The organism is Bradyrhizobium sp. USDA 4532 (assembly GCF_024171315.1).
GTDB classification, from domain to species: domain Bacteria; phylum Pseudomonadota; class Alphaproteobacteria; order Rhizobiales; family Xanthobacteraceae; genus Bradyrhizobium; species Bradyrhizobium australafricanum.
In genome coordinates this window covers 8,562,935-8,589,239 of sequence record NZ_JALJZN010000001.1, presented here as the reverse complement: position 1 = coordinate 8,589,239, position 26,305 = coordinate 8,562,935, and the positions used below count along the sequence as shown (strand labels likewise).

The 26,305-nt window shown below is 61.5% G+C and carries 23 protein-coding genes and 1 tRNA gene; 11 read left to right on the top strand and 13 right to left on the bottom strand.

Going from position 1 to position 26,305, the window contains the following annotated elements; translation table 11 throughout:
* The first annotated feature begins 49 nt into the window (after positions 1–49).
* Positions 50–2,209: a N,N-dimethylformamidase beta subunit family domain-containing protein gene (locus J2R76_RS39635; RefSeq protein WP_253589678.1), complete on the top strand. Its 2,160-nt coding sequence runs from the start codon at positions 50–52 to the stop codon at positions 2,207–2,209.
* Between the two features lie 185 nt (positions 2,210–2,394).
* Here the strand turns inward: J2R76_RS39635 and J2R76_RS39630 are convergent, their stop codons facing one another.
* On the bottom strand, positions 2,395–2,604 hold the full coding sequence (locus tag J2R76_RS39630; RefSeq protein WP_253625900.1) for a hypothetical protein: 210 nt from the start codon (positions 2,602–2,604) through the stop codon (positions 2,395–2,397).
* A gap of 32 nt (positions 2,605–2,636) precedes the next feature.
* Positions 2,637–3,497 (bottom strand): MFS transporter, encoded by an 861-nt coding sequence (locus J2R76_RS39625; protein ID WP_253625899.1) that lies wholly within the window; start codon positions 3,495–3,497, stop codon positions 2,637–2,639.
* A 169-nt stretch (positions 3,498–3,666) separates the two neighbouring features.
* On the opposite strand from J2R76_RS39625, the gene J2R76_RS39620 reads away from it, so the two are divergent.
* The 5 genes from J2R76_RS39620 to J2R76_RS39600 all read left to right on the top strand — a co-directional run bounded on the left by J2R76_RS39620 (position 3,667) and on the right by J2R76_RS39600 (position 9,199).
* Positions 3,667–4,698, top strand: a complete 1,032-nt coding sequence (locus tag J2R76_RS39620) for a LysR substrate-binding domain-containing protein (protein WP_253625898.1) — start codon at positions 3,667–3,669, stop codon at positions 4,696–4,698.
* 53 nt (positions 4,699–4,751) lie between these two features.
* A protein-coding gene (locus J2R76_RS39615) for an IS5 family transposase (protein ID WP_141343516.1) occupies positions 4,752–5,515 on the top strand; the annotation gives its coding sequence in 2 pieces (ribosomal slippage) (positions 4,752–5,087 and positions 5,090–5,515; 762 coding nt in all).
* Between the two features lie 62 nt (positions 5,516–5,577).
* Positions 5,578–6,801: an IS701 family transposase gene (locus tag J2R76_RS39610; RefSeq protein ID WP_253624039.1), complete on the top strand. Its 1,224-nt coding sequence runs from the start codon at positions 5,578–5,580 to the stop codon at positions 6,799–6,801.
* Positions 6,798–6,953 carry a hypothetical protein gene (locus J2R76_RS39605; protein WP_253624038.1) on the top strand — a complete coding sequence of 52 codons (156 nt, stop codon included), beginning with the start codon at positions 6,798–6,800 and terminating at the stop codon, positions 6,951–6,953. The genes J2R76_RS39610 and J2R76_RS39605 overlap by 4 nt, the downstream gene beginning before the upstream one ends.
* A 935-nt stretch (positions 6,954–7,888) precedes the next feature.
* On the top strand, positions 7,889–9,199 hold the full coding sequence (locus J2R76_RS39600) for a patatin-like phospholipase family protein (RefSeq protein ID WP_253625897.1): 1,311 nt from the start codon (positions 7,889–7,891) through the stop codon (positions 9,197–9,199).
* 69 nt (positions 9,200–9,268) lie between these two features.
* Here J2R76_RS39600 and J2R76_RS39595 read toward each other — a convergent pair whose 3' ends face one another.
* From J2R76_RS39595 to nagA, 4 genes are all read right to left on the bottom strand, one after another.
* Positions 9,269–12,628, bottom strand: coding sequence for an AAA family ATPase (locus J2R76_RS39595; RefSeq protein ID WP_168859186.1), 3,360 nt, complete (start codon positions 12,626–12,628; stop codon positions 9,269–9,271).
* A 228-nt stretch (positions 12,629–12,856) separates the two neighbouring features.
* Positions 12,857–13,282 (bottom strand): DUF4440 domain-containing protein, encoded by a 426-nt coding sequence (locus J2R76_RS39590; protein ID WP_076834300.1) that lies wholly within the window; start codon positions 13,280–13,282, stop codon positions 12,857–12,859.
* A gap of 301 nt (positions 13,283–13,583) precedes the next feature.
* Positions 13,584–13,745 carry a hypothetical protein gene (locus J2R76_RS39585; RefSeq protein ID WP_156436543.1) on the bottom strand — a complete coding sequence of 54 codons (162 nt, stop codon included), beginning with the start codon at positions 13,743–13,745 and terminating at the stop codon, positions 13,584–13,586.
* Positions 13,746–14,921, bottom strand: a complete 1,176-nt coding sequence (gene nagA / locus J2R76_RS39580) for an N-acetylglucosamine-6-phosphate deacetylase (protein WP_076834254.1) — start codon at positions 14,919–14,921, stop codon at positions 13,746–13,748.
* 119 nt (positions 14,922–15,040) lie between these two features.
* Here nagA and J2R76_RS39575 point away from each other — a divergent pair, with 119 nt between their 5' ends.
* From J2R76_RS39575 to J2R76_RS39560, 4 genes are all read left to right on the top strand, one after another.
* Positions 15,041–15,979, top strand: coding sequence for a BadF/BadG/BcrA/BcrD ATPase family protein (locus tag J2R76_RS39575; RefSeq protein ID WP_141343127.1), 939 nt, complete (start codon positions 15,041–15,043; stop codon positions 15,977–15,979).
* A gap of 19 nt (positions 15,980–15,998) precedes the next feature.
* Positions 15,999–16,955 (top strand): N-acetylmuramic acid 6-phosphate etherase, encoded by a 957-nt coding sequence (locus tag J2R76_RS39570; protein ID WP_057020623.1) that lies wholly within the window; start codon positions 15,999–16,001, stop codon positions 16,953–16,955.
* A gap of 11 nt (positions 16,956–16,966) precedes the next feature.
* Positions 16,967–17,965, top strand: coding sequence for an SIS domain-containing protein (locus J2R76_RS39565; RefSeq protein ID WP_225648897.1), 999 nt, complete (start codon positions 16,967–16,969; stop codon positions 17,963–17,965).
* A gap of 72 nt (positions 17,966–18,037) precedes the next feature.
* Complete coding sequence (locus tag J2R76_RS39560) at positions 18,038–18,205, top strand: hypothetical protein (RefSeq protein WP_156436544.1); 168 nt, start codon at positions 18,038–18,040, stop codon at positions 18,203–18,205.
* 20 nt (positions 18,206–18,225) lie between these two features.
* Here J2R76_RS39560 and tenA read toward each other — a convergent pair whose 3' ends face one another.
* The 6 genes from tenA to J2R76_RS39530 all read right to left on the bottom strand — a co-directional run bounded on the left by tenA (position 18,226) and on the right by J2R76_RS39530 (position 24,837).
* On the bottom strand, positions 18,226–18,900 hold the full coding sequence (tenA, locus tag J2R76_RS39555) for a thiaminase II (protein ID WP_092083090.1): 675 nt from the start codon (positions 18,898–18,900) through the stop codon (positions 18,226–18,228).
* A 722-nt stretch (positions 18,901–19,622) separates the two neighbouring features.
* The gene (locus tag J2R76_RS39550) at positions 19,623–20,405 is read right to left on the bottom strand and encodes a C13 family peptidase (protein WP_244559000.1); all 783 of its coding nucleotides are present in this window, start codon (positions 20,403–20,405) and stop codon (positions 19,623–19,625) included.
* A gap of 140 nt (positions 20,406–20,545) precedes the next feature.
* Positions 20,546–21,307 carry a DeoR/GlpR family DNA-binding transcription regulator gene (locus J2R76_RS39545; protein ID WP_253626138.1) on the bottom strand — a complete coding sequence of 254 codons (762 nt, stop codon included), beginning with the start codon at positions 21,305–21,307 and terminating at the stop codon, positions 20,546–20,548.
* Between the two features lie 157 nt (positions 21,308–21,464).
* Positions 21,465–22,463: a 4-hydroxythreonine-4-phosphate dehydrogenase PdxA gene (pdxA, locus tag J2R76_RS39540; protein ID WP_057020626.1), complete on the bottom strand. Its 999-nt coding sequence runs from the start codon at positions 22,461–22,463 to the stop codon at positions 21,465–21,467.
* A complete protein-coding gene (locus J2R76_RS39535) occupies positions 22,460–23,767 on the bottom strand; it encodes a four-carbon acid sugar kinase family protein (RefSeq protein ID WP_092090552.1) in 1,308 nt (435 codons plus the stop codon). The genes pdxA and J2R76_RS39535 overlap by 4 nt, the downstream gene beginning before the upstream one ends.
* 29 nt (positions 23,768–23,796) lie before the next feature.
* The gene (locus J2R76_RS39530) at positions 23,797–24,837 is read right to left on the bottom strand and encodes a 2-keto-3-deoxygluconate permease (protein ID WP_225164475.1); all 1,041 of its coding nucleotides are present in this window, start codon (positions 24,835–24,837) and stop codon (positions 23,797–23,799) included.
* A gap of 455 nt (positions 24,838–25,292) precedes the next feature.
* Between J2R76_RS39530 and J2R76_RS39525 the strand changes: the two genes are divergently transcribed.
* Positions 25,293–25,997: a hypothetical protein gene (locus tag J2R76_RS39525; protein ID WP_253625896.1), complete on the top strand. Its 705-nt coding sequence runs from the start codon at positions 25,293–25,295 to the stop codon at positions 25,995–25,997.
* 57 nt (positions 25,998–26,054) lie between these two features.
* Here the strand turns inward: J2R76_RS39525 and J2R76_RS39520 are convergent.
* Positions 26,055–26,144: transfer RNA gene (locus J2R76_RS39520), tRNA-Ser, on the bottom strand.
* Between the last annotated feature and the right edge of the window lie 161 nt (positions 26,145–26,305).

Genomic DNA, 26,305 nt, shown 5'->3' with positions numbered 1-26,305 from the left:
ACATTGCGCGTCCGAAGCGGACTTAACCAGCGAGCGTGGGCGGCGTCAGATGGATATCCAGGCTTATTTCGAGGAGTGGTCCTGCGAGCCCGGCGATGTCGTCCGGCTCGCGATCAGCACGCCGCACGCCACCGTCCGCGCAAGCCTCGTGCGACTGGTCTCGGGTCCCGGGCGCGACGAAGCGATCGAGGGCAAGGTGGTCGATTTCTCGTCGGTGCTCGACCGCACCGTTTCCGGCGGCGTGCAATCCACGGTGGTCGGCTCGCACGCCGAATTTCCGCTTCCCTCACCGATCAACGATGCGGCGATCAGCGTCCATTGCTGGGCATGGCCGACCGTCCCCGAGCGGAGCGCGCCCCAGGCCATCTGGTCGATTGGCGACGTCGCGCTCGTCATCATCTCAGGCGGTCTTGCGCTTCGAATGGGCAGCGCAACGCTCGCAGTCTTGCCGGATGCGATCATCGCCAAACACTGGTATTCGATCCTGACTACCATCGGCGACGGCGAGGTCTGCATCGACCTCAGGCGTCTTGATGCCAAGGTTGGGGCACAACGCACGCTCCGCGCGGCAACCGGCGCGACGGCAAATGCGGCAACGCTCCTGCTCGCGGCGGCCGGCATCGGCCGGTCCGGGTCGCCGCTGGAGCCATATAATGGCAAGATCGACTCGCCAACGCTGTACCTCGCGAAGCCATCCGCCGAGATGATCGCCGCATGGCACGCGGGGAAGACTTCCACGCAGCCGGCATGGGCAGCATGGAAACTCGGCAGGGACTTCGCGTCGGAGACGATTGAGCCGGACGCTGGAGGCGAACAGGGGCACCTTGTCAACGGCGTCGAGCGCGGTGTGACCGGACGTAACTGGGACGGGCGAAGCGACTCCTTCGTCGAAGTTCCCGAGCAGTACTGTGCGCTGCAATTCCACGACGACGACATGGTGGATGCCGGCTGGAGGTATAATCTCGAATTCCGCCTGCCGGAGGACCTTCAAAGCGGAGTCTACGCAGTTCGGCTCGAGGCCGGCGGACGCCGCAATCATTTTCCGCTGTTTGTCAGACCGGTCCTGGGCACCTCGGCACCCGTGCTGTTCCTGGTGCCGACCAACACCTATCTGGCCTATGCGAACGACCACCTGGCTTCGCTCGATTTCTCATCGGTGATGCCTCATGACAAGGTGGTGCCCGAGGACGAACAGTACCTGTTCTCACATCCCGAGCCGGGCCGCTCCTGCTACGATACCCATGCCGACGGAACGCCGGTTCGCTATTCGGGCCGCAGACGGCCGCTGTTCAACGTCCGCCCTGGTTTTCCGAACTGGCTAACGGGCTCATACCGTCACTTTCCCGTCGACATGTACATCGTCGAATGGCTGGAGCACCTCGGCATCGAATATCATGTCGCAACCGACGAGGATTTCGAACGTGGCGGCCGCAACCTGGCCGACCGGTACGCGGCGATCGTCACGGGCTCGCACCCGGAATACTGGACACGAACCGGCCTCGATATCCTCGACGGATACCTGCATGACGGCGGACGGGTCATGTATCTTGGCGGCAACGGCTTCTACTGGGTAACGAGCCGGCTCGGTGCAAAGCCCTGGGTCATCGAGGTGCGCCGCGACAACAGCGGCACGCGCTGCTGGGATGCCCCCTATGGCGAACGGACCCATGTTGCGACGACTGAAGCCGGCGGCATCTGGCGCACGCGCGGCCGCGCCCCGAACAAGATGCTGGGCGTGGGCTTCGCATCGGAGGGATGGTCGAAGGGCTGCGGCTATCGGCGTCTGGAGGCGAGCTACAATTCGCCCGCCGCGAAATTGTTCGACGGCATCACTGAGGAAATCGTCGGCGATTACGGCTATGTGCTGGGTGGAGCGGTGGGAGACGAGGTCGACAGGTACGACGTTACGCTCGGAAGTCCCGAGCATGCCTATGTGCTCGGGACTTCGACCGGGCTTGGCAACGAGTATCAGCTCGTCATCGAGGATCTCACTCTTTCGCTCCCGGATCAGGGAGGCGCACAGCGGCCTGACGTGGTGAGATCGGACATGGTCCTGTTTCCGATCGATGGAGGCGGCTGGGTGTTTTCGGTCGGCTCCATCGCCTATGCCGGCGCCCTGGCCTGGGACGGCTGCGACAACGGTCTTTCGCGCCTGACGGCGAATATACTCAGGGCCTTCACCGGCAAGGAGCCGGTGCTCGGAGCATGAGACCGTCAGTGCGACTTCGCCCCCGAAACGAAAGGTCAACGACCCTCGTTCGGCCACGCATACGTTCTGGTTGCAGGATTGAGTGCAAGAAGATCAACATCTTACTGGATACTCGTTGTCCCCCAGCGCGGCGACCGCACAGATACGTGCTTCTTTTTCGTTCGCGCGCAAGTTCACAAAGGCGACTAGCATCGCATGGTGAAGCCGATCATCAGGCTCATGCCGCCCTGCAACAGGAAGCCAAAGATCAGCACCCAGGCGGGATCGGTCTGCTGCGAATACGCCAGCGCGAACACGCCACACCATAAGGCCGCAAACATGGTGCCGCGACGGCGTCCAATCCAGTCGGAGGTCAGCATGCCGACCAGCCGCCCGAGCGAACTGCCCAGCGCCATGACGGTCGCAAAGCTGAGCGACTTCGTGACACTCAGTCCCTGTTTGACGAAGAAGGTCGGCACCCAATAGGAGAAGCTGTAGGAACCGACCAGGCAGGTGATGCAAACCGCCATCGCGAGCAAGGTGCGGGTGACGACGCCGCGCGAGAACAGGATGGAGATCGGTACCCAGGCCGGCGCAGGCGGGCCACTGATATCACCGGCGGGAGAGGCCCCGCCTTCGAGGCCTCAGCTTCGATATCCTGCATGATCCTTTCGGCTTCTTCATAACGGCCGCGCGCTTCGAGCCAGCGCGGCGACTCCGGAAGCTTGCGGCGCAGGAACCAGACCCATAATGCGCCGCAACCGCCAATCAGATACATCGGCCGCCATCCCAGTGCCGGAATGACGAATAGTCCGGTAAAATTCACAGCGAATGTCGATGCCATCGACACCACGCTGATCAGGCCAAGCGCCCATCCGCGCCGTTGCGGCGGCACAAACTCGCTGACCATGCCGTAACCGCAGACATATTCTGCGCCGATCCCTACTCCCATGAAGAAACGCATCGCCATCAGCCAAGTCATCGAGGGCGCGAGCATCGAGAGCAGGCACATGCTGCCGAAAATCAGAAGATTGAACTGATAGGCAAAACGCCGGCCGAACCGGTCACCGACCAACCCCGTCATCAGCGCGCCAATGGCGAGGCCGGCAAAGGTGATGGAAATGTAGTGGGCATTGGTCTCCATGTTCGACCAGCCCTCCTTAACGAGGGCGCCCAACACGCCGGCGGCCATCTGGTTGTCGAAACCGTCGAAGAACATCCCGAGGCCGATCAGGCTGAGAATCCGCCACTGGAATGCGCCCATCGGGAGCCGGTCAAGCCGGCCCGCGGCGTTAACGGGGGTGGTCATAGAAAGCGTTTCTCCCGCAAGTAGTGGCGTTCAGCGCCGCTCATGCGGGCAAAATAAGCGGGATGCTTTGGGCCGAGTATGCTAATTTACTCATCACGACGATGACTTATCTTCAGAGCAACACAGAGAATGCGGCGCGGACGCGATCAGCCCTCAGTGGGAGGCGCTGATGGCCCGAAAATTGCCCCCGCTGAATGCACTTCGCGTCTTCGAGGTCGCCTCCCGCTCCGAGAACTTCACCCACGCCGCCAAAATACTCAACGTCTCGCAGGGCGCCGTCAGCCGGCATACCGCCCAACTCGAAGCCTTCCTTGGCCTGCGCCTGTTCGTCCGTAATCAACGCGACGTCAAGCTGACGACGCAGGGCGAACAGTACGCGCAGGCCATTGCCGAAGCCTTTGATCGCATCGAACTCGCGACCCAGCTCAGCCGCCGGGACAAGCAGAATCGCGTGGTGCGGATACGGCTGTTTCCCACGGTGGCGATGAAATGGCTGGTCAAGCGGCTCGCGCGCTTCCATACCCTTTACCCAAGCATCAATGTGCAGGTCACGATCGCCAACGATCTCGTCGATGTGAGCGCTGGCGAGGTGGACTTCACCATTCGGACTCCCGCCATTCCAAAGCCCGGCGTGCGTTACGACACGCTGTTTCCGATCGAGCTGCTGCCGGTTTGTAGCCCCGCCGAATTCAACAAGCATCCACCCGTGCACGATTCACGAGAGCTACTCGACCGTACGTTACGTCATTCAATGAAGCGCCCGCACGATTGGCGGATCTGGTTTGAGGCGGCGGACGTCACACCCGGGAGCTTTCGCGAAGGACTGTCGTTCGGCAATTCCTCGCTAGCCTATCAAGCGGCGATCGACGGGCTCGGCATCGCGGTGGCGCATCTGGAACTGGTCCAGGACGATCTCAAAGCGGGACGACTATTGGCGATCCATCCGCTGGTGGTACGAACCGCCGACAGTTACCACCTCGTCGGCCGCGAAAACCGACGTTGGCAGGCCGGAGATTGCTGCATTCCACGACTGGCTGCTGTCCGAAACCAGGACACAGAATTGACGTTTCTCGATCGGCAAGATCTTGCTCTGCTATTGTCAAATCAGCATCGCTGCGAGCTCGCCGACGGCGCTTGGATCGCCATTTGCCTTGGCGACGCACTTCAGGTGTCACGTTGCTCTAGGTGGTGTGGACTCTAAGGATTCCCCTTTGAGAGCAAATCAGATTCAAGGCTTCTTTTTGGGAGGCGGCCTTGGGTGTGATGGAGCGTTTGGTGTTGAGCGACGCGGCCTGGGAGCGCATGGCGCCGCTGATCATAGGCCGGCCCGATCAGAAGGGCTCGACCGGGCGGGACAACCGGATGTTCGTGGAAGGTGTGCTTTGGATCGTGCGTACGGGCTCTCCTTGGCGTGATCTTCCGGAGGCTTTTGGAGATTGGAACAGCGTGTTCCGGCGGTTCAGTCGATGGAGCCGCAAGGGTGTCTGGTGCCGCATCTTCGAGGCGATGTCCGAGGATCCGGACTTCGAATATCTGATCGTCGATTCCACCATTGTCCGGGCGCATCAGCACGCCGCCGGGGCGAAAAAAGGGGGTCTGAAGATCAAGCGATCGGGCGCTCGCGCGGCGGCCTGAGCACGAAGATACATATGGCCGTACGCGGCTTGGGATGCCCCGTGCGGTTCACGCTCACCGCGGGCCAGAAGGGCGATGCACCACAAGCCGCTGCATTAATCGAGGGGCTGCCCGCCGAGGTCGTCATCGCCGATACGGCTTATGACGCCGATCGTTTGCGCCAAGACATCGCCGCCAAAAAGGCGCTCGCCGTCATCCCCAACAACCCCTCGCGAGCCCTCAAATATCCGCTCGACAAACATCTCTATGCCCAGCGCCATCTCGTGGAATGCTGCTTCAGCAAGCTCAAGCAGTTCCGACGCGTCGCAACCCGCTTCGAAAAGACCGCCCGGAATTACCGGGCCGTCGTCACTCTCGCTGCCATCGTCCTATGGCTGCGATAAGTGTCCACACCACCTAGCATTACAGTTGCAATTGATTGAGGGTTCTGAATCCATGGGTGACCATGATTCGGGATCTGATGATTGGTGGTGCGTCGGTTGAAGATACGCTGACGCTGTGGGCTTCCTCGTTGCGAGATGCCAAGCAACGCATCCGTCCGCTGTTTACGCAGGAGCGGGTCGCGGCCTCGGCGTGGCAGTTTCTCGACGGACTGTTGGGTAACGAGCCGCGCAAGACGGGTTGGATGCGGGCGGAGGCGGCTGGCGATCCAGGCCCGTGGCGCCAGCAGGCGATTCTGGGCCGAGGGCATTGGGATGCCGACGCGCTGCGCGACATTGTGCGTGAGTACGCACTGGAGACGCTTGGCGATGAGGACGCGGTCCTGGTCATCGATGAGACTGGCTTTTTGAAACAGGGCAAGGCCTCGTGCGGGGTCGCACGTCAGTACACTGGCTCGGCGGGCAAGATCACCAATTGCCAGATCGGAGTGTTCGCCTCCTATGTGTCACGGCATGGCCATGCCTTCATCGACCGGGCGCTCTACCTGCCAAAAGAATGGACGGACGACTCCGCTCGCCTGAAGGCAGCGCATGTACCGAGCGATGTGAGCTTTGCGACGAAACCCAAGATCGCGCGTCAGATGATCACTCGCGCGACCGCGGCCAACGTGCCGTTCTCGTTCGTGGCGGCGGACAGCGTGTATGGCACTGGAGAGATCGAAACCCTGCTGCGCAAGGCGGGCAAAGGCTATGTCCTGGGTGTTGCGTCCAATCATGTGTTCCGCTCCTGGGGCAAGCAGCAGCCTGTCGCCGGCACCGCCGCCGCGATCGCGCAGAGCCTTCCCAAAAAGGCCTGGCGCCGCCTGTCGTCCGGCGGAGGGACCAAAGGTCCGCGCTGGCACGACTGGGCCTATCTCGAGTTGGCCGATCTCGAAGCCAGTGAATACAACGACGACCTTGCCGGGGAATGGACGCGGGGTCTTCTGATCCGCCGCAACATCGCCGACGGCAGCTTGGCCTTTTTCTCCACATGGTGCCCCAAGGGCACCTCCATGCAGAAGCTGGTGTCGGTGGAAGGCCATCGCTGGGCCATCGAGGACAGCTTTGAAACCGCCAAGAACGAGCTCGGCCTTGATCACAACGAAACCCGCTCCTGGCATGGCTGGCATCGCCATGTCTCACTCGTCATGCTTGCCTTCGCCATGATGGCCGTCATCCGTCATCGGGCCAACACCGGGCCATCGCTCAAAAAAACGCGACAGCGGCCGCGACCGACGCATCGTTCTTGATCCGCTGGTCGATCCAAGAAATCCGGCGCATCGCCATGAAGCTCGCCCAGCGGCGCATCCCGCACGCCCGCATCCTCGCATGGTCGTCCTGGCGCAGGGCTCATCAGGCCAATGCGCGCAAAGCCCATCTCAAGAAAAAACTACAACTGTAATGCTAGTCTAGGCAGGGATTTCCTCTCGAAATCCCGGCTTATTTTGTTCGTCAGGCCTATACACGTATCGAGCTGGGCATCTGCCAGAAGCGAAGGCGGCTGATCCGCGAAGGTTAGGGGGATCTCGCCACGCCTTGGCGCTGATGTTTTATTGCTTCTACATCAATGGCTAGGTGAATGATCCGGCCGGCCGAGGAATTCGGAGTCACCGGGAACAGTCTGGCCAACGTCTGCGACAGGCTGGACGTGCTTTATCTTCCGCGCGGCCCCTCGGCCAAAGAAGTAAGCCGGAAGCCGGTCGTCATACTTGAGCTTTCACCTCGGCGGGACAGGATCCCAAACACGGCAGATAAGGGAGGTATCTCTTTTTCCCCTGGCGTCGAACCAACCGACGACTGCTTGCTACGCCGAACACGACCCGTCTGTCTGAAGAGATGGAGCTTGCCATGCGGCGCATTCGGCCTGCCCATCGTATAGAGTGGCCTATAGATCCGACGGCCTCATGTGACTGGTGACTACGTCCGCTTTGCTCCTATAGCGACCAGGTTCGTGCGGCAGCGCAATATGTCGCGATGGGCCAGAAGCGGAAGCCACAATTGGACAACATCTCCCCTACTAACATCGGCGATAAATATCTTCCGTGAATTGGTTCACAAATGGGCGGGCCAGACCGCGATATGCTTGCTCGAGCTCTCGGCCGGCGTGCGCCCAGCGCGATCAGCAGGCTCGAGAAGGCGCCGAACCTCGACGTCCACCGTTCCGTCGCACGTATCGTGTTTCGCAACGCTGCGATCAATGAGTTGTCGAGTTGGATTCAACGGCATTCGGTGCGGCCGAAAGCCCGCGGACCCAGCAAACGACCAGTCTTTTAGTTTTACGCGGTTCAGAAACTTGATCAGAGAATAAGCCATGCAAAAAATTTGATGGAGGAACCAATGGTGAAGAGGGCGATTACGCTCGGCGGTGGTGGTCCGGCGGCAGGGCTGCACATTGGAGTTCTGGAAGCTCTTGCCAACGCAGGTATAACCTTTGACGTGTGGGCATTGTCCTGCATCGGCGCCTGGGTTGGGATCGTCTACAATCAGTTTGACAACGTTGACAATAAAGACAGGGCGAAACAGACCCATCAATTCTTCAAGAATGGCGTGTTTCGAGACGACGAAAGCTATAGGCGCTTTCCCATAAACACGGTGTTCGGCCCGGATTGGGAAAGCATCGGCAAGGCTCTGACCAACTTCGTCGCAGATCCCAATACCTATAAGGATTTGTGGGACCCAAACAGGGTCGCGAATGCCTTCAGGGAATCCATGTCGCTCTGGTTCGCTCAACAGCCCGACACGGACGGCGGGAAGAAGTTCACGCGCCCGGATGAGGGAGACGTAAACAGATGGGTTCTTAATCAGGTGCTGGCCCCAAATCCTTTCGTTCGTTATTTCACGTCAATGATGTATCTGTCCCAAGTCACCGGCCTCTCCAGGATCAACTATCCACACAGCCAGTTTATGAAGAGCATAAATTTCGACGCGCTGGGAAGACCCGAAAAGCCATTCATATTCCACAACGCCTGGAATCTCGATGAGCATAAACTCGCGTTGTTTTCCAACCGCCCGATGCCCAAGAAGGTCGATGAGAACAAGAAGGTCGACGGGAAAGAGTACAAAGTCCCTATCAGCGCATCCAGCTTATGTGCGTGTTCAGCCCTTCCCTTCGTGGAAGAAACCGTAGAGATCGACGGAGTTACCTACTGCGAAGGAGCACTGGTCGATACGGTCAACTTCGAGAGCTTGCTCCAGGAGCATCATAAGCCGGGCGATGAGCTGGACGAGATATGGGTGAGCAGGATCGTCGATTCAAAGCAAGTCCGCAAACCGGAAAACCTTCACGATGCCCTGGCCAATCTCTGCCAATTGTTCGCAGCGACCGTTGGCGAAGATGACGTCAAGCTCTTCAAATACCACGTGCGGTACGACAAGCCAAAATCCGGAGAGCATCCGTGGAAGGGCACAATCGTCGAGATTCATGTGCCGGGGCACATCAGTTTCAAATGGAACCACAGCAACCTGGACAGCGGGAGAAAGTTGGGAAGGATCGCTGCTGAACAAGCAATCAAGGCATACTACGAACACGGAAAACGTCCGCCGCATGACGGGCCACATTTCATAAATGAGAATCCTGCGGAAAGCGATGAGGCGGGATGGCGAGAGGTTAAGGAGGCATATCACGAATGTCGAAGGCGGGCTGCGTAACGGCAAGGTAAAGCAGCCTTGAGGCCGACCTGCTGAGCCAAGCTCCAATATCCGCAGTCGAGGGCGCAATTACTGCAGTCGGTCGAGTAATGCCTTTGCCTGCTTCAGATCCTGCGTTTCAAGACCCTCGACGAACCAGCCGTAGATGGGCACGAGTTGGTCGAGCGCTTCGCTGGTTCTGCCCTGATCGATCCACAAGTTGGCGAGGTCTACTGCTACTCGAAGTTCAAGGGCCTTGGCGCGCTGACTTTTCGCAGTTGTCAATGCGTGATCGAGCAGTGATCGTGCATCGGTGCTGGCCTCCGGTGCATCGCGGACGAGCAATACGCGCGCCTTCAATCGATACAGCTCGGCCTCAAATATCCGTTCGCTATTGCGGCCGGTTGTAGCGAGACCCTGCTCAATCAGTTCGAGCGCGGCTTCGCTTTGATGGCTCGACAACAAAGCGGCACTCAGGAGCACATACAGGGCTGTGATGCCAAGCTGATAGCCCGCGCCGCGATATTCGTTCATCGCCGCGCGGATTTCCTCGAGCGCAGCGGACGAAGGATCAAGGAAGGTGGCGCTTATCCCCCGGATGGCGCGAGCCAATCCTCGCCACTGCCGGAATCCGAGTTCTTCCGACAAGGCGAGACAACGATCGGCATAACGGTGTGCCTTTCGGAAGTCACCCCGAAGAGCGTGGAGAATGGATGCGTAATAGCATCCATAGGCCTGCGAATGCGGATGACTGATGACGTCGGCACGCTGAAGGGCGGCATTTACACGCGCGAGTGCCGTATCAGCACGGCCCTGCAGCCAGAGCGCCCATGACATCAGAGCCAGGTCGGCCACACCCGCATCCTGGCCGGCAGCACGCGCCGCCAATCTATCATGCTCGCTGCTCGCTTCGAACGCTTCGAAGGCCCGTTCGATCACCTCCTGGGCACCTACGAGATTTCCCATGAAAAGGCGTATCATCCCTTGCCCACGCATCGCGTTGAGCAACGTTGGTCGATCACCCCGACCCTCCGCAAGGTCGAGCAACACCGAGATCATTTCCTCGGCGACCGGCAACTCGCCGCGAATGACGCTCGCGGTGGTCAACCAAAACATGATTTGTAGTCGCTCGGGGGGATCTCCGAGCCGCTGGCACAGCTCGCGCGCTCGCGCAAAGGTCGCCACCGCCTGGGGCGAGGCCGGCCCCTGGGTGGCAATGAGGCAGGGCCCGAGCGCGTACTGGAAATCAAGCTCCAGCCGGTCTTTAAGCGCACCGTCGGCCAAATGGGCCGAGACCTCAATGCCTTTACGCAAGTGTGCGATCGCTTCGAGGTTGGCGGAGCGCATGGCCGCTTTCTTGCCTGCCTGGAGCCAATATTCTCCCGCCTTTTCGAACAATCCCGCCTCGGTAAGGTGGAGTGCGAGAGTCTCGGGTTGAGACTCCACAATTTCCGGGAATCGTTGCTCGAAAGCGTTGGCGACGGCGGCATGCAGCGCTGCGCGTCGGCTCTTCAGAAGTCCCGCTTCGGCAGCGTCCCGCACGAGCGCATGCTTGAAGGTGTAGACCGCCCGGGGTATCTCGCCTCGGCAGAATATCAACTCCGCCTGAACCAACTGGGCAAGCGCCTCCTCAAGCCGTTGCCTTGGCAGCTTGGCGACCACGCTCAGCAGTTCGTACGAGAACTCGCGCCCCACAACGGCGCCGATCTGAGCAACTTCCTTCACGGGGGCCAATCGGTCGAGCCTAGCCATCAGCGATGCGTTCAATGTCGTTGGAATCGCCAACGAGGGTAGCGGACCGCTGACCACGTAATGGTCGTCTCGCTCCTGCAGCAAGCCGGTTTCGAGCACCGCCTTGGTCAGTTCCTCGACGAACAGGGGCACGCCGTCGGTGCGAGCGAGGATTTGGTCCAAGACCTCCTCCGGGAGCGTCTTGCCTGCCGTGACGCGCTCGATCAAGGCCGCCCCGTTGCGCCGGTTCAGCCGTGTAAGCGAGACGGTCGTCACATGTGCATGACCAGGCCAGGGCGGCGTGAACTCTGGTCTCGCGGTGATGAGCAGCAGCACTCGGAGTCGTGGTACCTTTTCCAGTGTAATCGTGAGCAGCTCCATCGAAGTCGGGTCCGACCAATGGGCATCCTCAAAGATGATGAACACTGGCTGCCGCGCCGCCAACGCTTCGAGCTGAGCCGAGAATGCCGCCAACGTCATCTCCTTGCGTTTCTGCGGACTGAGCTCGGGCAGCTGGTAGCGGTCACTGACCGGTAGCGACAGAAGGTTTGCTAGAGCCGGCACCACACGATCTGCGTCGGCGCCAGACCGCAACAGCAGAGCTTCAAGCTTGGCAAACTTCTCCGTCGGCGCTTCACCTCTTTCGAAACGGGCAGCACGTTCGAGATTGTCGATGAACGGATACAACGCACTGTTGGTATGGTGCGCCGAGCAGAAATGGCGGACCGTAATGTGTGGTTCGGCTTGGAGCCGTTCTTGAAGCGCCAGCGCGATGTGCGACTTACCGATACCTGGCTCTCCAGTTAGAACCACTACGCAACCTTCGCCCGAAGAGGCGTGCTGCCAGCGCCGCAACAGCAGCTCGATCTCCTCGTCTCGCCCGATCAAGGGCGTCAATCGAGTCCTGTGCTGAGCCTCAAAGCGGCTTTCGACTCCAGTCGTCCCGAGCACCTGCCAGGCAGGTATTGGCTCCGCCCATCCTTTCAGCGCGATCGAGCCAAGATCGCAGTATTCGAAATATCCTTCGGTGAGCTGGCGCGTACTCTCGGAGATCAGCACCGTACCGGGCTCGGCGAACTGCTGCAGACGAGCAGCCAGATTCGGTGTCTCACCGATCACCGCCTGCTCCTTGGCGGCGCCTTCGCCGATCAGATCGCCCACGACGACCATACCGGTAGCGATGCCAACGCGAACCTGCAGCTTGGTGCCGATATCTGTCTGAAGGTTGGCCACGGCATCGACCAGTGACAGCCCCGCACGTGTCGCCTGCTCGGCATCGTCCTCGTGCGCCAGGGGGTAGCCGAAATAGGCAAGCACGCCATCCCCCATGTAGCGCGCGATAACGCCCTCACTCCGGGCGATTACCTCAGCGATGCAGGCGTGATAGTCGCCGATTATCGAGCGCAAGTCCTCCGGGTCCAGCCGGGCCGAAAGTGCGGACGAGCCCACCAGATCGCAAAACATGACCGTGATTTGGCGCCGCTCGGCGCCGTCTCGCGGCGCTGGTTTGGCAGCCGCTTGGTCCGATGCAGCGACATCATCCTCAAGTGCCGCAATCGCGCGCAGCATCTTGCGCCGGTGCCCAAGCAGGACGCCGAGGTCCTTGAGGTCCTGCTCCGTGAGATCGCCGACGACCGAGAGGTCGATAGCGTTCTCTGCGAAACGATCGGCGTACTCTCCCAAACCGATCGATGCCAGCCACTCTGCAATACCTGTCATGGTATACCTATGGCCAATAGGGATAAGGGTAGCACATTGCAGAGACCTGCGAAGGCACATCTGCAAATGGAAGCACCGATCGCGAGACATCTCAGCCAGTTTAACACATTGGCTCCGGCGAAAGCTGGGCGCTGCCAAGCGATGCCATGGGGCCCCGATCGCGCGCGCCTTCGACCGTGCAATAGCCAACTCAACGTAAGCGCGAAGCACAGCTATGAACAGAGATGCCTAGTTGCCGTCGTTCCAGATGTCGGTGGTCAGCTTCCAATCATCGCCGACCTTCTCCCAAACCACGACATACTTTCCAGTCACATCCTTCGGTGTCGGTCCCTTGGTCTTGAGGGCGAACGTCCCAATCTCGCGCGCCGCGGTTGGACCAAGGGGCTTAACGTCAAGGGTTGCGAGCTTCGGATCGCCAACTTGTTCCGCCATGCTTTTCCACATTGCCTCGATGGCTGATCGGCCGTGAACCATCGCGGTACCTGGCGGGAATGCGGTCGCATCCGTGCTGTAGAGTGACGCAACTCCCGAGAAGTCGCCCTTGTTGAACAATTCAATCCATTTCGCATTGATGGCCTCGATCTCGGCTTTTTGAGCTAACGCCGGGGCGGTAAACGAGATCACGAATGCAATCATCAAGGCTATGCTACGCATGATCATCTCCAAATATGTTCGATGCGAATGCAGGGCGGACGTTGACTTGACAAGAACCAGGTGCGTTGAATGAGGTATCCCAGACCGGGTTTGGCGCGCCAGCAATTCCGGGGTATTACCGTCAGCAACATTGACTAACCAGCGCAACGCGCGCCTTATGGTAGCAAGTGACTTCGCGCAATTTCTCACCAATTCTCAAGCCGGATGCTCGGCCAGTGTGAAGCCAATAGCGACGTCGCATCCCCGCTCTGGAATGATGGTGCGCTCGGAGGGCGTTCGCATTTGCTGCGATTGCAACAGCTTACTTGGAAGGATGAAGGGACAAGGCGCATTTTTCCCGGTCAGAGGTGCCTTTCCCACTGCCGTGCAGGTCGGCGAGACTGCGCGCAACCGCGCGAATCTTCGCCGGTGTTTCAAGGCAGGCACCACCGTATTTCTGCACGACGATGGGCTGGTTGCGCATCTAACCTCGCTCGGAAGCCTTGTTCGCCTCGCCCATCGAACCAACACCGCCTATCCATGTACCAATGACCTCAAAGTTCGGATTAAAGGCGACAAGATCCGCGCGGTATCCGGGCGCGATCCGTCCAAGCTCGGACCCAAGGCCTAGAAATGCCGCGGGCGTCCGGGAAGCCATGATAAGAGCATCGACAAGGGAGATTCCGATAAGCGCAACAGCGTTGCGCACCGCCTCGATCATGGTGAGGTGAGCGCCCGCGAGCGTGCCATCCCGGTCAGTCAGGCGATTGTCGTGCAACGTGATCTCCCTTCCCTGTAGCAGGAATTGCCGGTCGCTCGTGCCCGCCAATGGCATGGCATCGGTAACCAGCATCAATCGATCGCGTCCCTTGCAGCGCAAGGCAACACGCAAGCCGACGCGGTCAACGTGGATGCCGTCGCAGATGATCCCTGCAAACAACCGGTCATCTCCCAGCGCGGCGCCCACCAAGCCCGGCTCTCGGGCGTTCAACTGCGACATGGCATTGAACAAATGGGTCACCCCCGAGACACCGCGATCGACCGCCTGCCCGATTTCGGCTGCGGTGGCGTCGCTGTGGCCGGCCGCGATACGCAATCCGGCGCCGATCAATTCATCGATCATGGACGCGGGCACGCATTCCGGGGCCAAGGTCACCATGGAGCGACCGCGGTCCCCGAAGCTTTTGATGGCGGCGAGATCGCGCCGATCGGGCACGCGTATCTCGGCTTCCGGATGAATGCCCTTGCGAGACCTGTTGAGGGCCGGACCTTCCAGATGAAAGCCGAGCACGCCAGGAATTTCGAGGCACGCCTGAGCTGCTACAGCCAATCGTTCGATGACCTCGCTTCGATCGGTGATGAGGGTTGGCAAACAGCCCGTGGTGCCGGCCTTGCGGTGCGCCTCGACGATGCGGCGAACGCCGGCCTCCGTTGGCTGGTCGTTGAGAAGAACGCCGCCGCCTCCGTTCACCTGAACATCGACGAATCCGGGTGCAAGTATCGCATCTCGGGGAAGGTGGATCGAGGCGCGCGCTTCCTCGGTAATGCCTTCGATCCGCCCCTGCGATATTCTGACCAACCCCGGCCCGCGCATGTCGGCACCGTCAAAGATGTGCTGCGCAGCAATCGAGAAAACCACGGAAGACCCAGCTTGGCCCATAAGTGCTGATCCGAGAATGGCAATCACGGACTCGTGAGGCGAGTCCCGTGTTGTACAGGTCCCAATATGTACACAACGGGCTTCAGGGACCCGGAGCTAAATCCTTGCGTTAACTTCTCATGGAAACAAAAGGTACCACCTATCTCGGCATCGATGGGGGCGGAACCCGCTGCCGCGCCCGGATCGAGGACGAAAACGGCAGGGTACTCGGTGAAGCGAGCTCGGGGCCTGCCACGACCCGGATTGGCTTCGACAGGGCCTGGCGGTCCATCATGGAGGCCACCGAAGCGGCGGCCGCACAGTCCGAACTGACGCGCGAGGATTTCGCGCGGATGCACGCCGGAATTGGCCTCGCCGGCATTGGTCGCCGGGGCGCGGAAGCGGCGCTCAAAGAGATCCCGCATCCCTTTGCGTCCGTTATCTTCATCAGCGATGGCCTAGCTGCCTGTGTCGGCGCCCATAGCGGCGCGGACGGGGCCATCGTGGTGGCCGGCACGGGCTCGGTGGGTGTCGGCCTGATTGGCGGCAGCGAGATCCGCATCGCCGGTTACGGCTTCCCAGTCTCGGACGAAGGCAGCGGCGCCGACATTGGCCTGCAGGTCGTTCGACTGGCGCTGCGGGCCGCGGATCGCCGCGGCGAGCTGACACCATTGCTTGCAGAGGTGCTGGGCGCATTCGATCAAGATCCTTATCAGGCCGTGGCGTGGTCTGAAGAAGCCCGGGCCACCGACTACGCCGCGTTCGCGCCGACCGTGATGCGGCATGCCAATCAGGGCGATCCGGTCGGCCGCCGCATTGTCGAACGCGCGGCCGATGCCATTGGCGATCTGCTTGATCTGTTCCTGGCTAAAGGAATTGACCGGCTCGCGCTGGTGGGCGGGCTCGCGGATGCGATTACGCCCTGGCTAACGCCTGACCTGCGCGCTCGCCTGAGGCGTCCTGACGCCGACGCAGCGGCGGGCGCGCTGCTTGTGGTCCGAGGGCGGCTCGACCTGCGCAAGCTGGACCCGCCCAAGAGAGAAACTGACCATGAACAGACTTCGAAGTTCCGCGTTTGATGGTGCTTGGATCACCGATATGGCCACCGAAGAAGTCGATCCCAGATTTACCGACCTTGATGCATGGTCGCTGACGTCAGCGATGGAAGCGATGTGGGAGGGCCAGCTTGCGGCGGTCGCCGCGATCGGCCATGCCCTTCCCGCGATCACTGCGGCAGCCGAAGCGGCCAAGACGGTGCTGGGCGACCGCGGACGCATTGTATATGTCGGCGCGGGCACGTCAGGCCGCGTGGCGGTCCAGGACGGCGCCGAGCTGACGCCGACCTTCGCTTGGCCCCGCGAGCGCGTCCGCTTCGTCGTTGCCGGCGGTGACAGCGCGTTCGTCACCAGCATCGAGGGCGCGGAGGACGATGTCGATGATGCAGTCACGCAGATCAGCGCCGCACGGCTCACGCCGCACGACGTGGTGATTGCGGTAGCCGCCAGCGGCACAACGCCGTTCACGGTCGCGGCGCTGCAGCAGGCAGGGTCTTTCGATGCAGTAACGATTGGTGTCGCCAACAATCCCGGCACCGCACTGCTGGCATTGGCAAAGTTTCCGATCCTGGTCGAGACCGGCCGAGAGCTGATCGCCGGCTCCACGCGGATGAAGGCGGGCACCGCGCAGAAGGTCGTGCTCAACCTGATCTCCTCAGGGATCATGCTGCGCCTTGGCCGGGTATATCGCGGCATGATGGTGAACATGCCGCCGACCAATGCCAAGCTGAAGCGGCGCGCCGAGGCCATGGTGGCGCAAATCGCGCGCTGTAATCCGTCGCACGCGGCACGCTCGCTCGAGCAGGCCGAGGGAGACATCAAGATTGCAGTCCTTCTGGCGCTCGGTGTCGACAGGGTAGATGCGAAGACCGTTCTGGAGAACTGTGACGGCAATCTTCGGCAAGTGTTTGTCGAGCTTGCCAAGAATCGTGACTCGCATCGTGACCGACTCCCAAAGGGAGCGGCGGGACGCGGGCGAGGCGGAGTGGTTGAGCCGTGACGACATCCGCGATGGCGAGCGAAATCGGGGAAAGCGCGGATGTTGTCGCTAACATTGTTCGCAGCCGACCCGCCATGCGCGACATCGCACAGCGGATTGGGATTGACTCCGCCCCTTTGTGCGTCGTGTGTGGTCGGGGAAGCTCCGGGCATGCCGGGGTTTTCTTGAGATATCTTGTCGAGACGCGGCTTCGCCTTCCCGTTTCAGCAAGTGCTCCCTCGGTGATCACGGCATTTCGCACACCTTTGATGCTCCGCGATGCGCTGTTCATCGTAATCTCGCAATCGGGGCGCAGCCCGGATCTCGTCGCAGCGACCAGATCGGCACGAGCCTCGGGCGCACGCACGATTGCCATCGTCAATGCGACGTCGTCGCCGGTGGCTGACGAAGCGGAATTCGTCGTTCCGATCGAAGCCGGCCAAGAACACTCCGTAGCGGCCACGAAGACCGTGATCGGCTCGATGGCCGCCAGTGCCGGACTGGTTGCCGAGCTGGCGCAAGATCGTGCGCTGCGGTCAGCCCTCGACCGGCTGCCCGAGCGCCTGCACCGCGCGCTGGCGCTCGACTGGTCGGAGATTGCCGATGATCTCGTCAAGGCATCAGCTGTGTTTGTGGCGGCTCGGGGCCTGGGCCTGGGCTCGGCGAGGGAGATCGCGCTCAAGCTTTCGGAAATCATGCGCCTGCCCTCCATCGGACTGAGCGCCGCCGAGCTGCAGCATGGGCCACGTGCCGCGCTATCATCGCGCACGCCAGTTGTCATGATGCGCCTCATGGATGAAACGGCGGCCACGGTGGACGCACTGGCAGAGGAATTGCGTGAGCAAAAGATCGCGCTGCATCTCTGCGGCGGACCGCATGGCTCGCTGCCTTGGTTGGTCGAGGATGACCCCGCCACCGACCCGATCACCATGCTCGTTCCGGCCTACCGGATGATCGAGCAGGCGGCATGCGCGCGCGGATTTGACCCGGATCGTCCCCCTCGCCTGAGCAAGGTTACCGAGACGTTTTGACTGATCGCTGGCTGGCGACCAAAGCGGGAGCGACATCATCAAAACGTAACAAACGCGAGCAGAAGCGACCGAATGCGCGGCAAAGGCGACGAAGCTGATCGCTATTCTGCCGCTCATAACGGTCTGGTTGCAGGTTCGAGTCCTGCCGGACCCACCAAAATCATCAAAGAGAGCCCAATTGAGACCAAATCTGCGGATAGCTTTGCCAACAAATTCGAACCGATGACCTTCAGGTTATAAGCATGACAGTTTCCGAAGCGCTATTCGACACGCTGGCCCGCGCGCCAGCCCATCTCCCAGAAGTCTGCCTCGAGACGAGTAGCTTCCTTGAAGATCGCAATCAGCTCTGCCTCGCGGGCCGGGGTGGCGTAGAGATCAGCGAGACGTTCCAAGTGTGCTCCCGCTTTCGCCGCGACCTCTTGGTATGGCGCACCAGCGTACTCGGCAATCCACACGCGATAGGGGTTCGTCGCAGCGTTCGCATCGGGTTGTGCAGCCAGCCGCTTCGCGATCTCCGCGTACCCGATCACGCATGGGGCCAGCGCCACCTTGAGTGCCAGCAGATCGCCGCGCATTCCAGCATCCAGCACGTAGCGAGTATAGGCTAGCATCTCGGCCGCCGGAGGGGTCTGTTCAAGGTCGCTTGGGGACAGACCCCAACCGGCACAGAGTGTCACATGAAGGTTCATCTCGACATCAAGGATGGCCGAAAGACCGGCCGCTGCTTCACGCATGTCGGCAAGCTTGGGCGATTTGTAGACCGAGAGCGCGTAGGCGCGCGCGAACTCGATGAGGAACAAGTAATCCTGAGCAAGATAATAACGAAATGCCGGTTCGGCGAGCGAGCCGTCTGCCAATCCGTTCGTGAAGGGATGCTCGGTGTAGGCGCGCCACTCAGCAGATGCCTCTGTCTTTAGACGCTCCCAGAAACTCACGTTATGTTTCGCCTGGCTTGTCATGAACCGCTTTTGATTCCTTCCCATAGCCTGCATTATGAGGCTGACCTTGGCCGGCCGCGGCGATCTGCCGGCGCGCTGCCGTATGGAGGTCGCTTGCCGTCGATCGCTGGGCTTGAGTGCGTTCTCACGTTATCACCTACAGAACGCAACGTCCTGGTCCAAGATTCGACTACTGACAATCCGTACCAGTTTCGCGCCAATAACAACCCGCACGAAGGGCGGCGAACGTGGTCGAATTCGACGAAAAGGCAGGAAACTTAACAGCGGCGACGATTGTCCCACCGCTCATAACGGTCTGGTTGCAGGTTCGAGTCCTGCCGGGCCCGCCAATGAGATCAATAGCTTACTTCGTTCCCGTTGCCCGCAGCGCGACGACCGCACCAGAAACCGCACCAGATACGTGCTGTTTTCGTTCACACCAAAGTTCGCAACGGCGTCAGGCAAGCTCACCTGCTAAATGAGTGGACGCGACAGTGCCATCCACGATCCTCGCCTTCGGCCGACGGAGAGGCACCGACAGAAGCAGTCTCTCCCTTTGGCGGTGAAGTCGGCTATCTCCGGCAAAGCGGAAGTCAGCCATAACGCCAATCAAGTCCGCTAAGGGGCCCGTAGCAGACATGCGGCGCGATGCGGTGACCAGATCAACATGGACGAGGTTGACGGCACCCACCGGCGCCGGCCGCAAACGCGGCCGGTCCTCAAGGACGCGCAATGAGCAACGGCTGCACGTTTGCGCCGCCTGCCATCAGGGGATTCGACGGCTCGAAGCGAGCGCGCAGTTCTCGCTGCTGGACGAGCGAGCGTGCAACGACAAAGGCGTTCTTCAGGCTTCTGGCTTGCCGGAGTGCGATATTGAAAAAGGCGTTGCCGAAGTAGGTCCACTTGGCTTTGTCCCGACAGCCGAACGATGAATGGTCGGCATCGGCCGCGGTGATGACCAACGTATCGGGGTTCGCGAGACGAGGGATAAAGACCCCGGAATAACAGGCAGAGATGACCACCACCTTGTATCGCATGCCGGTCCGCGCCAACATGGCGGCGAGATGGGACGGCGTGAGCGTTTGCGTAAGCCGCCCGGCTTTGATTGCAAGCCCGTCGGGGGAGCCGTGCGAGGTGAGAATCAAGAACAGAACATCATTCTCGGCGTCCATCCCATTGGCCGCCGCCTGCAAGGACTTAGCCAGGCCTTCAATCGTTGCACCTCCGCCTTTCTTCGAATTGAATTGCACGTTGACTGGGCCGCTCCCGAAACGACCCGCTACGACCTGTGCTGCGCCGGTCGCCTCGCTTCTAAACACGCCCTGATCGCCGAAAAGGCCGAACGACACCACGCTCACCTTGCGAGCGTCCTCAACGGCGTGCACCGGCGAAGCCAACGGCGCGACGGTCAAAGCAAAAGCGACGAGCGGCGCGCCAAGCCGGCTGATCCAAGAGCCGATCCAAGTGCCATTCCAAGAACCACTCCAAGACTTGCACGCCATGGCGAACCTCGTTTGGTGATCGCCACCTAGCATATGGCGATTCAAGTTGACGGCATTGCGCCCCGGTTCAGCGATTCCTTACCGCAACCCCGCCTCGGTCGATATTTTTCTCCGATCACGCGAAAAATTGCGATGCCGGCTCAGCGAACGCCGGCAACGATCACGCGCGCTCCCGCGTCGGCGAGACGCTTGCACTGCTCCTCAGATGCGCCGACATCAGTCACCAGAGTCCAGCGCGGCGGCAGCGGCGCCCAGGCCATCTGTTCGGCGCGGCCGAGCTTGCTGGCGTCGGCGAGAACGATGACTTCCTTCGACTGCTGCATCATCAGCGACTTCAGTGCGACCTGTTCGAGATCCGCTTCGCACAGGCCACGGCCATTCACCACGCCGTCGGCGCTCATGACGGCGCGGTCCGCGGTCATGCGCCGCAACGCCTCATTGGCGAGCGGCCCCATGGTGCTCATGCTGGTGGTGCGCAGCGCGCCGCCCAACACCACAAGCTCTATGCTCGGAGCCTTGGCGAAGAAGGGCAGCAGCGCAAGATTGTTGGTGATGATGCGCAGCCGCCGATGCTGCAGCAGTCGGCCGAAGGCTGCGACCGTCGAGCCGGCATCGAGAATCAGCGTGTCGCCATCCTCGATCAGATCGATCGCCGCGCGCGCGATCGCCTGCTTCTGTTTGCCCTGAACCGCGAGGCGCTGCTCGAGCGTTGTCTCGTTCGCGTGGGCGGTGAGAATGGCGCCGCCATAGGTGCGGCGCACGGCATTGTTCTTGGAAAGATGCTGCAAGTCGCGCCGCACGGTGGAAGCGGAAACGTCGAAGCGCCGCGCGAGATCGTCGACATCGATCTCTCCCGCGTTCAGTGCTTCCAACAGACGAGCGTGACGCTCCTTGCTGCGCATCGACACCGAACCTCAGCCCCCGGATTCATTGCCGTCAGCCGAGCTCGACCGTATCGGCTTCGCGGCACGGCCGATGCATACCACGATGTATCGACCGCGCAATGTCAGCGCTTAACGCGCATCTCGCTCCTCATCCTGAGGAGCCCGCGCAGCCCCCTCAAGCCGCCTTCTTCGGCGCGAGATCGACCGCCTGCCGCAGCGCTTCGATCAGGCTGCGCTCGTCGGCGATGCCCTTGCCGGCGATGTCGAAGGCGGTCCCGTGATCGACCGAGGTGCGGATCACCGGCAGACCAACAGTGATGTTCACACCGGCTTCCAGCCCCAGCACCTTGATGGGTCCATGGCCCTGATCGTGATACATCGCGACCACCATGTCGTAGTCGCCGCGGCCGGCCAGGAAGAACAGCGTGTCGGCAGGCAGGGGGCCGTGCACGTCCCAGCCCTTGCGCTGACAGGCTTCCACGGCCGGCGCGATCTTCGCGGCTTCCTCGCCGCGACCGAACAACCCGTTCTCGCCGGCATGCGGATTGATGGCGCAGACGCCGATCTTCGGATTGGCGACGCCGGCGCGCACCAGCACGTCATGCCCGCGTGCGATGACACGCTCGACGAGGCCGGGCTCGATCTTCTCGATCGCATCGAGCAGGCCGATATGCGTGGTCACGTGAATGACGCGGAGTTTCGGCGACACCAGCATCATCGATACTTCCGGCGTGCCGGTCAGATGCGCCAGGAGCTCGGTATGGCCGGGATATTTGTGGCCGGCCGCATGCAGCGCTTCCTTGGAAAGCGGCGCGGTGCAGATGCCCTGCGCGAGCCCTGCCTGCACCACCTGCACGGCTTTCTCGATGTAGCGATATGCCGCCTCACCTGCCGTCGCCGACACCTTGCCGAACGGCAGATCGTCCGGCACCAGCTTCAGGTCAACGCACTGCACGGCCTTCGACGCAAAATTCGCCTGCTTTGCGTCGCTCAACGCATCGACCTCAAGCGGCACGCCGACGATCTGACCGGCCTTGCGCAGACGGTTGGAGTCGCCGATCACCAGCGCATTGCAGATCGCCCGCACCTGCGGCTGCGCCAGCGCCTTCATGATCACCTCGGGCCCGATACCGGCCGGATCTCCCATGGTGATCGCAATGGTCGGACGAGTCATATGAAACTTCCTCTGGTTCGGACGGCGCGAAGCCGCTCGCTGATGCGGATGAGGCTGTTCTCGTCACCGAACGCGCCCGCTTTGGTGGCGATCGGAACAGACAATCGGCCAAGAGTAAGGCCGAGCGACACGCCCGGCTCGATTTCGTCGGCAAGACGAATACCGTTGACACCGAAGCGCGACAGCATCGCCGCGGCGGTTTCGCCGCCGGTCGCAGCGAAGGCGCCGATCGCGGGTGCGACGGCCTCAAGAGCGTCGGCGAGCCCCTTGGCGAGCTGCGGGCCGAGCGACATGTCGGGGTGATCATCCATCATGATCTCAACCAGTGTATCGCCGCCGCCGGCAAGTCGTTTCATCACGTCCGCGGCGAGCGCCGCCCGGCCGGCACCATCGTTGAGCAGCGTTTCCGGCGCGACCGGGAAATGCGCCACGGTGCCGGTCGCCTCCAGCTCGCGCGCGGCGGCGCGAGATGCGCCGGCGAGCGAGCCCACCACGATCAGGGTGCCGGATGCGCTCGTCGGAATGCGCAGCGGCTCGACGGCATGGCTGACTTCGAGGCCGGCCAGCGCATGCGCGAGGCCGGCGCTGCCGATGAAGAAGGTTGCGGGCGATGCATGCAGGCTCGCCTCCGCGATCAAACGCAGATCGTGTTCAGTCTCGGCGTCACAGGCCGCGACCACGTCGCCCTCCCAGGCGAGCCTCGCGAATGTGGCTTTGAGATCGCCACCGCGCACGGCAGCGAGCTTGACCTTCTCACCGCGAACGCCCGCGGTCGCGAGAACGTCGACAAGATCGGCATTCGGGTAGGTGTGGTCGCGGTGCCAGACCTCGGCCTCCTCGAGGGGGCGGCCTCTGACCAGGATACGCCCGTCGATGGTGGTCCGGCCGGTGGCCGGAAAGGCCGGCGCGAACACGCCAAAGGCCGGACCCGACCGTGACTTGAGATGCGCAAGCGCGGCGGCAGTCTCCGCTGCAGGTTGCCCCCGCAGCGTCGAGTCAATCTTCTTGAAAAGAATACGTCCGCCTTCGCAAAGGCGCGCCAGCACATCGGCATGGCGGGCTGCAGCGGCCCCGGCCGAAAGGCCTCGACTCGCGGCATCGTAGGCCAGGACGGGCAGCTGGTAGCCCGACGCGTCGGTCACCTCACCCCACGTCACCGCAGCTGCACGCCCCCTTCTGCCGAAGGCGATCGCACAGTCCGCGGCACCGGTGAGATCGTCAGCGACGATCAGCCAGCTTTGGCTTGACGCGTTTTCTTGACGCGAACCGGTATCCACTTCGCTCGAAAACGCTTTAGGGGCCATCTTCAGCGACCTGCTTCAGTGACTTTGCCTCAGTGACTTGCCTCAGTGACAACCGAGCGCGCCGCGGGGGGCATCTTGCCGGCAGAAGCCACGTTGTTCTCTTCTGCAGGCTCCTCGACGTCGCGACCAACAACGCGGGCTGTCCAGGCGGTGACGATCGGCACGAGGATAGCGGTAACCACGACGCACGCCGCGACGAGGATAGTCGCCGGCCGCGCCGCGTCCGCATAGGCTGGATTCGCCGCGGCGACAATCGCCGGGACGGCCGCCGCATTACCGGCCGTCGAGGCCGCCGCAACACCCGCGACACCATTCCCGCCAGTGATGCGATCGGCGAGGAACAGCGGGATGCCGGTCACAACCACCACGGCCACTCCCATGCCGAGGCCGAGCAGGCCGGCCTGCCAAACCTTCGACAGATCGAGGCCGGCGCCGAGCGCGAAGGCGAAGAACGGGATCATCACAGGCACCGCGCGGCTCAGGAAGTCGCGCATCTCTCTGTCGAGATTGCCGATGATCATACCCACCACCAGAGGCAGGATAGCGCCCACGAGGGTCTGCCATGGAAATGCCGAGAGGCCGGCGACGCCCAAAGTGATCATGGTGAGGAAAGGACCGCTCTCCAGCGACATGACGGTATAGGCGCCGACGTCACGCGGACGTCCATATTGGCCCATCAACGCCATATAGAGACCGCCATTGGTGTCGTTCATGGCGGCGACGATCGCGAGCGTCGAGACACCCGCGAACATGCCAGCTGCGACCGGCGTCTCTCCCAAAATGCGGCCGAAGATCAGGCCGAGGACAACGGCCACGCCAACCTTCACGATCAGCAGGGTGCCGCCCTTCTTCACAATGTAGGGGGTCGCGCGGAAGTCGATGCTCGCGCCCATGCAAACGTAGAACACGGCGAGAATTGTCAGCGCGCCAGAGAACAGTGCGCCGGTGAAGGAGCCAAAAAACTTCGGGGTATCGGGAAAGAAGGTGGCAATAAGCGCCCCGACCAACAGAGGGACCACCATCATCCCGCCCGGCACGCTCTCGATCGCCCGCTTAATTGGAACCTGCATTTCTGTTGTCCTCCCGCACACCGCGCACTTCCGATCATTTTGCGCGTTTTGCTATAAAAACGAGCAAACGGTGGCCGTATATGCTCATATCGCGCAGTATTCAAGATCTATTGCGCATTTTGCGCAAAACTGACCGATCATTCGCTCCGTCAGATGCGATTGATTTTGCTCGCGGGAGAATGCCAGGGAATTGGGTCATGAGAGGTTGGGCATGGTGCTCATCGCGCAGATGCTCGAAACGCTTACTTGGGGGCAACACCCACCGAAGCCCCGACCGTCGCATGCTTCGGCCGCAAGGGTGCCCGGCCGGGCCCTCGCCCGCAGGCGGGACACCGCCTCGGCCAGCGGAACGTCGGCCTGTAAGTCGTCGCGCTCGCGCAGGCTCTCTTCGGGCGCTAGTACGAAACCTCCCAAGACCGCTCTGAGATTGACCTCGGTATTGCAGGCGAAAGCCGTTGCGCAACGGCCGATGGGCCTACTTCTTCGAGCCTCCAACGTGGGCACGTGCGCAAGGGTGTCACGTCAAGGCGAAGGGACTCGGTGAGAACTACAATGCGGCCGTTGAGCGCGCCGAGTACGTTCTTCTGCCGGCCTTCGACAGCTGGCGGTCTCACGGGCTGACGGAGTGGTTGCAGCGCGAGGAGCATGTCGTCGGAGCTTTTGAGATTTCGCACTACCGCCCCAAGGAGCGGCCCAATAGCGTGAAGATCGTGCATCCGAAGAACGGCGAGGAAGCCTGGTGGCCGCTTTTCGATGATCGGGGCGAATCACTTTTCCCCGAACTGGTGGCCGAGCTCAATGCCATCAAGCAGGTCACGGTTTCGGGTCTGGTCTTCAGGCGCGATCGCGCGCACCGCAAGTCGCGTACTCCGCCACCGTGGATAACTGAGCGCAAGGACCTCCGCTACCTGCGCAGCGTCGTGAAGGACATTGTCGCCGCGGCCGGCATTCGATCCGAGCTTTCATTCACCTCGTTCCGCCACGGCGGCTTCACCGAGGGTGCCGACAGCGACCTGACCGACGCGGAACTGCGCGCAGCCGGCCGCCACAGGTCTGCACGGCAATTGCCGATCTATGCAAAGCGGACCCGTAAACAGCTGATCTCGGGGACCCGGAAGCGCCGCGAGAAGCGAACAAAAGCAGCCGGTTTGTCGGAATAGACGCGGCCGTTTGTCGGAATGACAACTACGAGGGCTAACCTAAGCTATTGAAAAGCTTGGTGGGCGCACCAGGGCTCGAACCTGGGACCCGCTGATTAAGAGTCAACCATGGATTGAGAACAATCAATGACTTGCCGGTCGCATCCCCGGGCTTGTCCGACCGAAAATGGGCATCCGTCGCACGGTCATAATCGTTCGTTGCATTGCCTGTTAACCCTCGTGGCGGGTGCAGGAGAAGTCGCGATCGTGCCGCGCGGCGCCTTGGTTTCGATCCTGCGGTTTGCGGGTAGGAAGAGCCCAACTTCCTG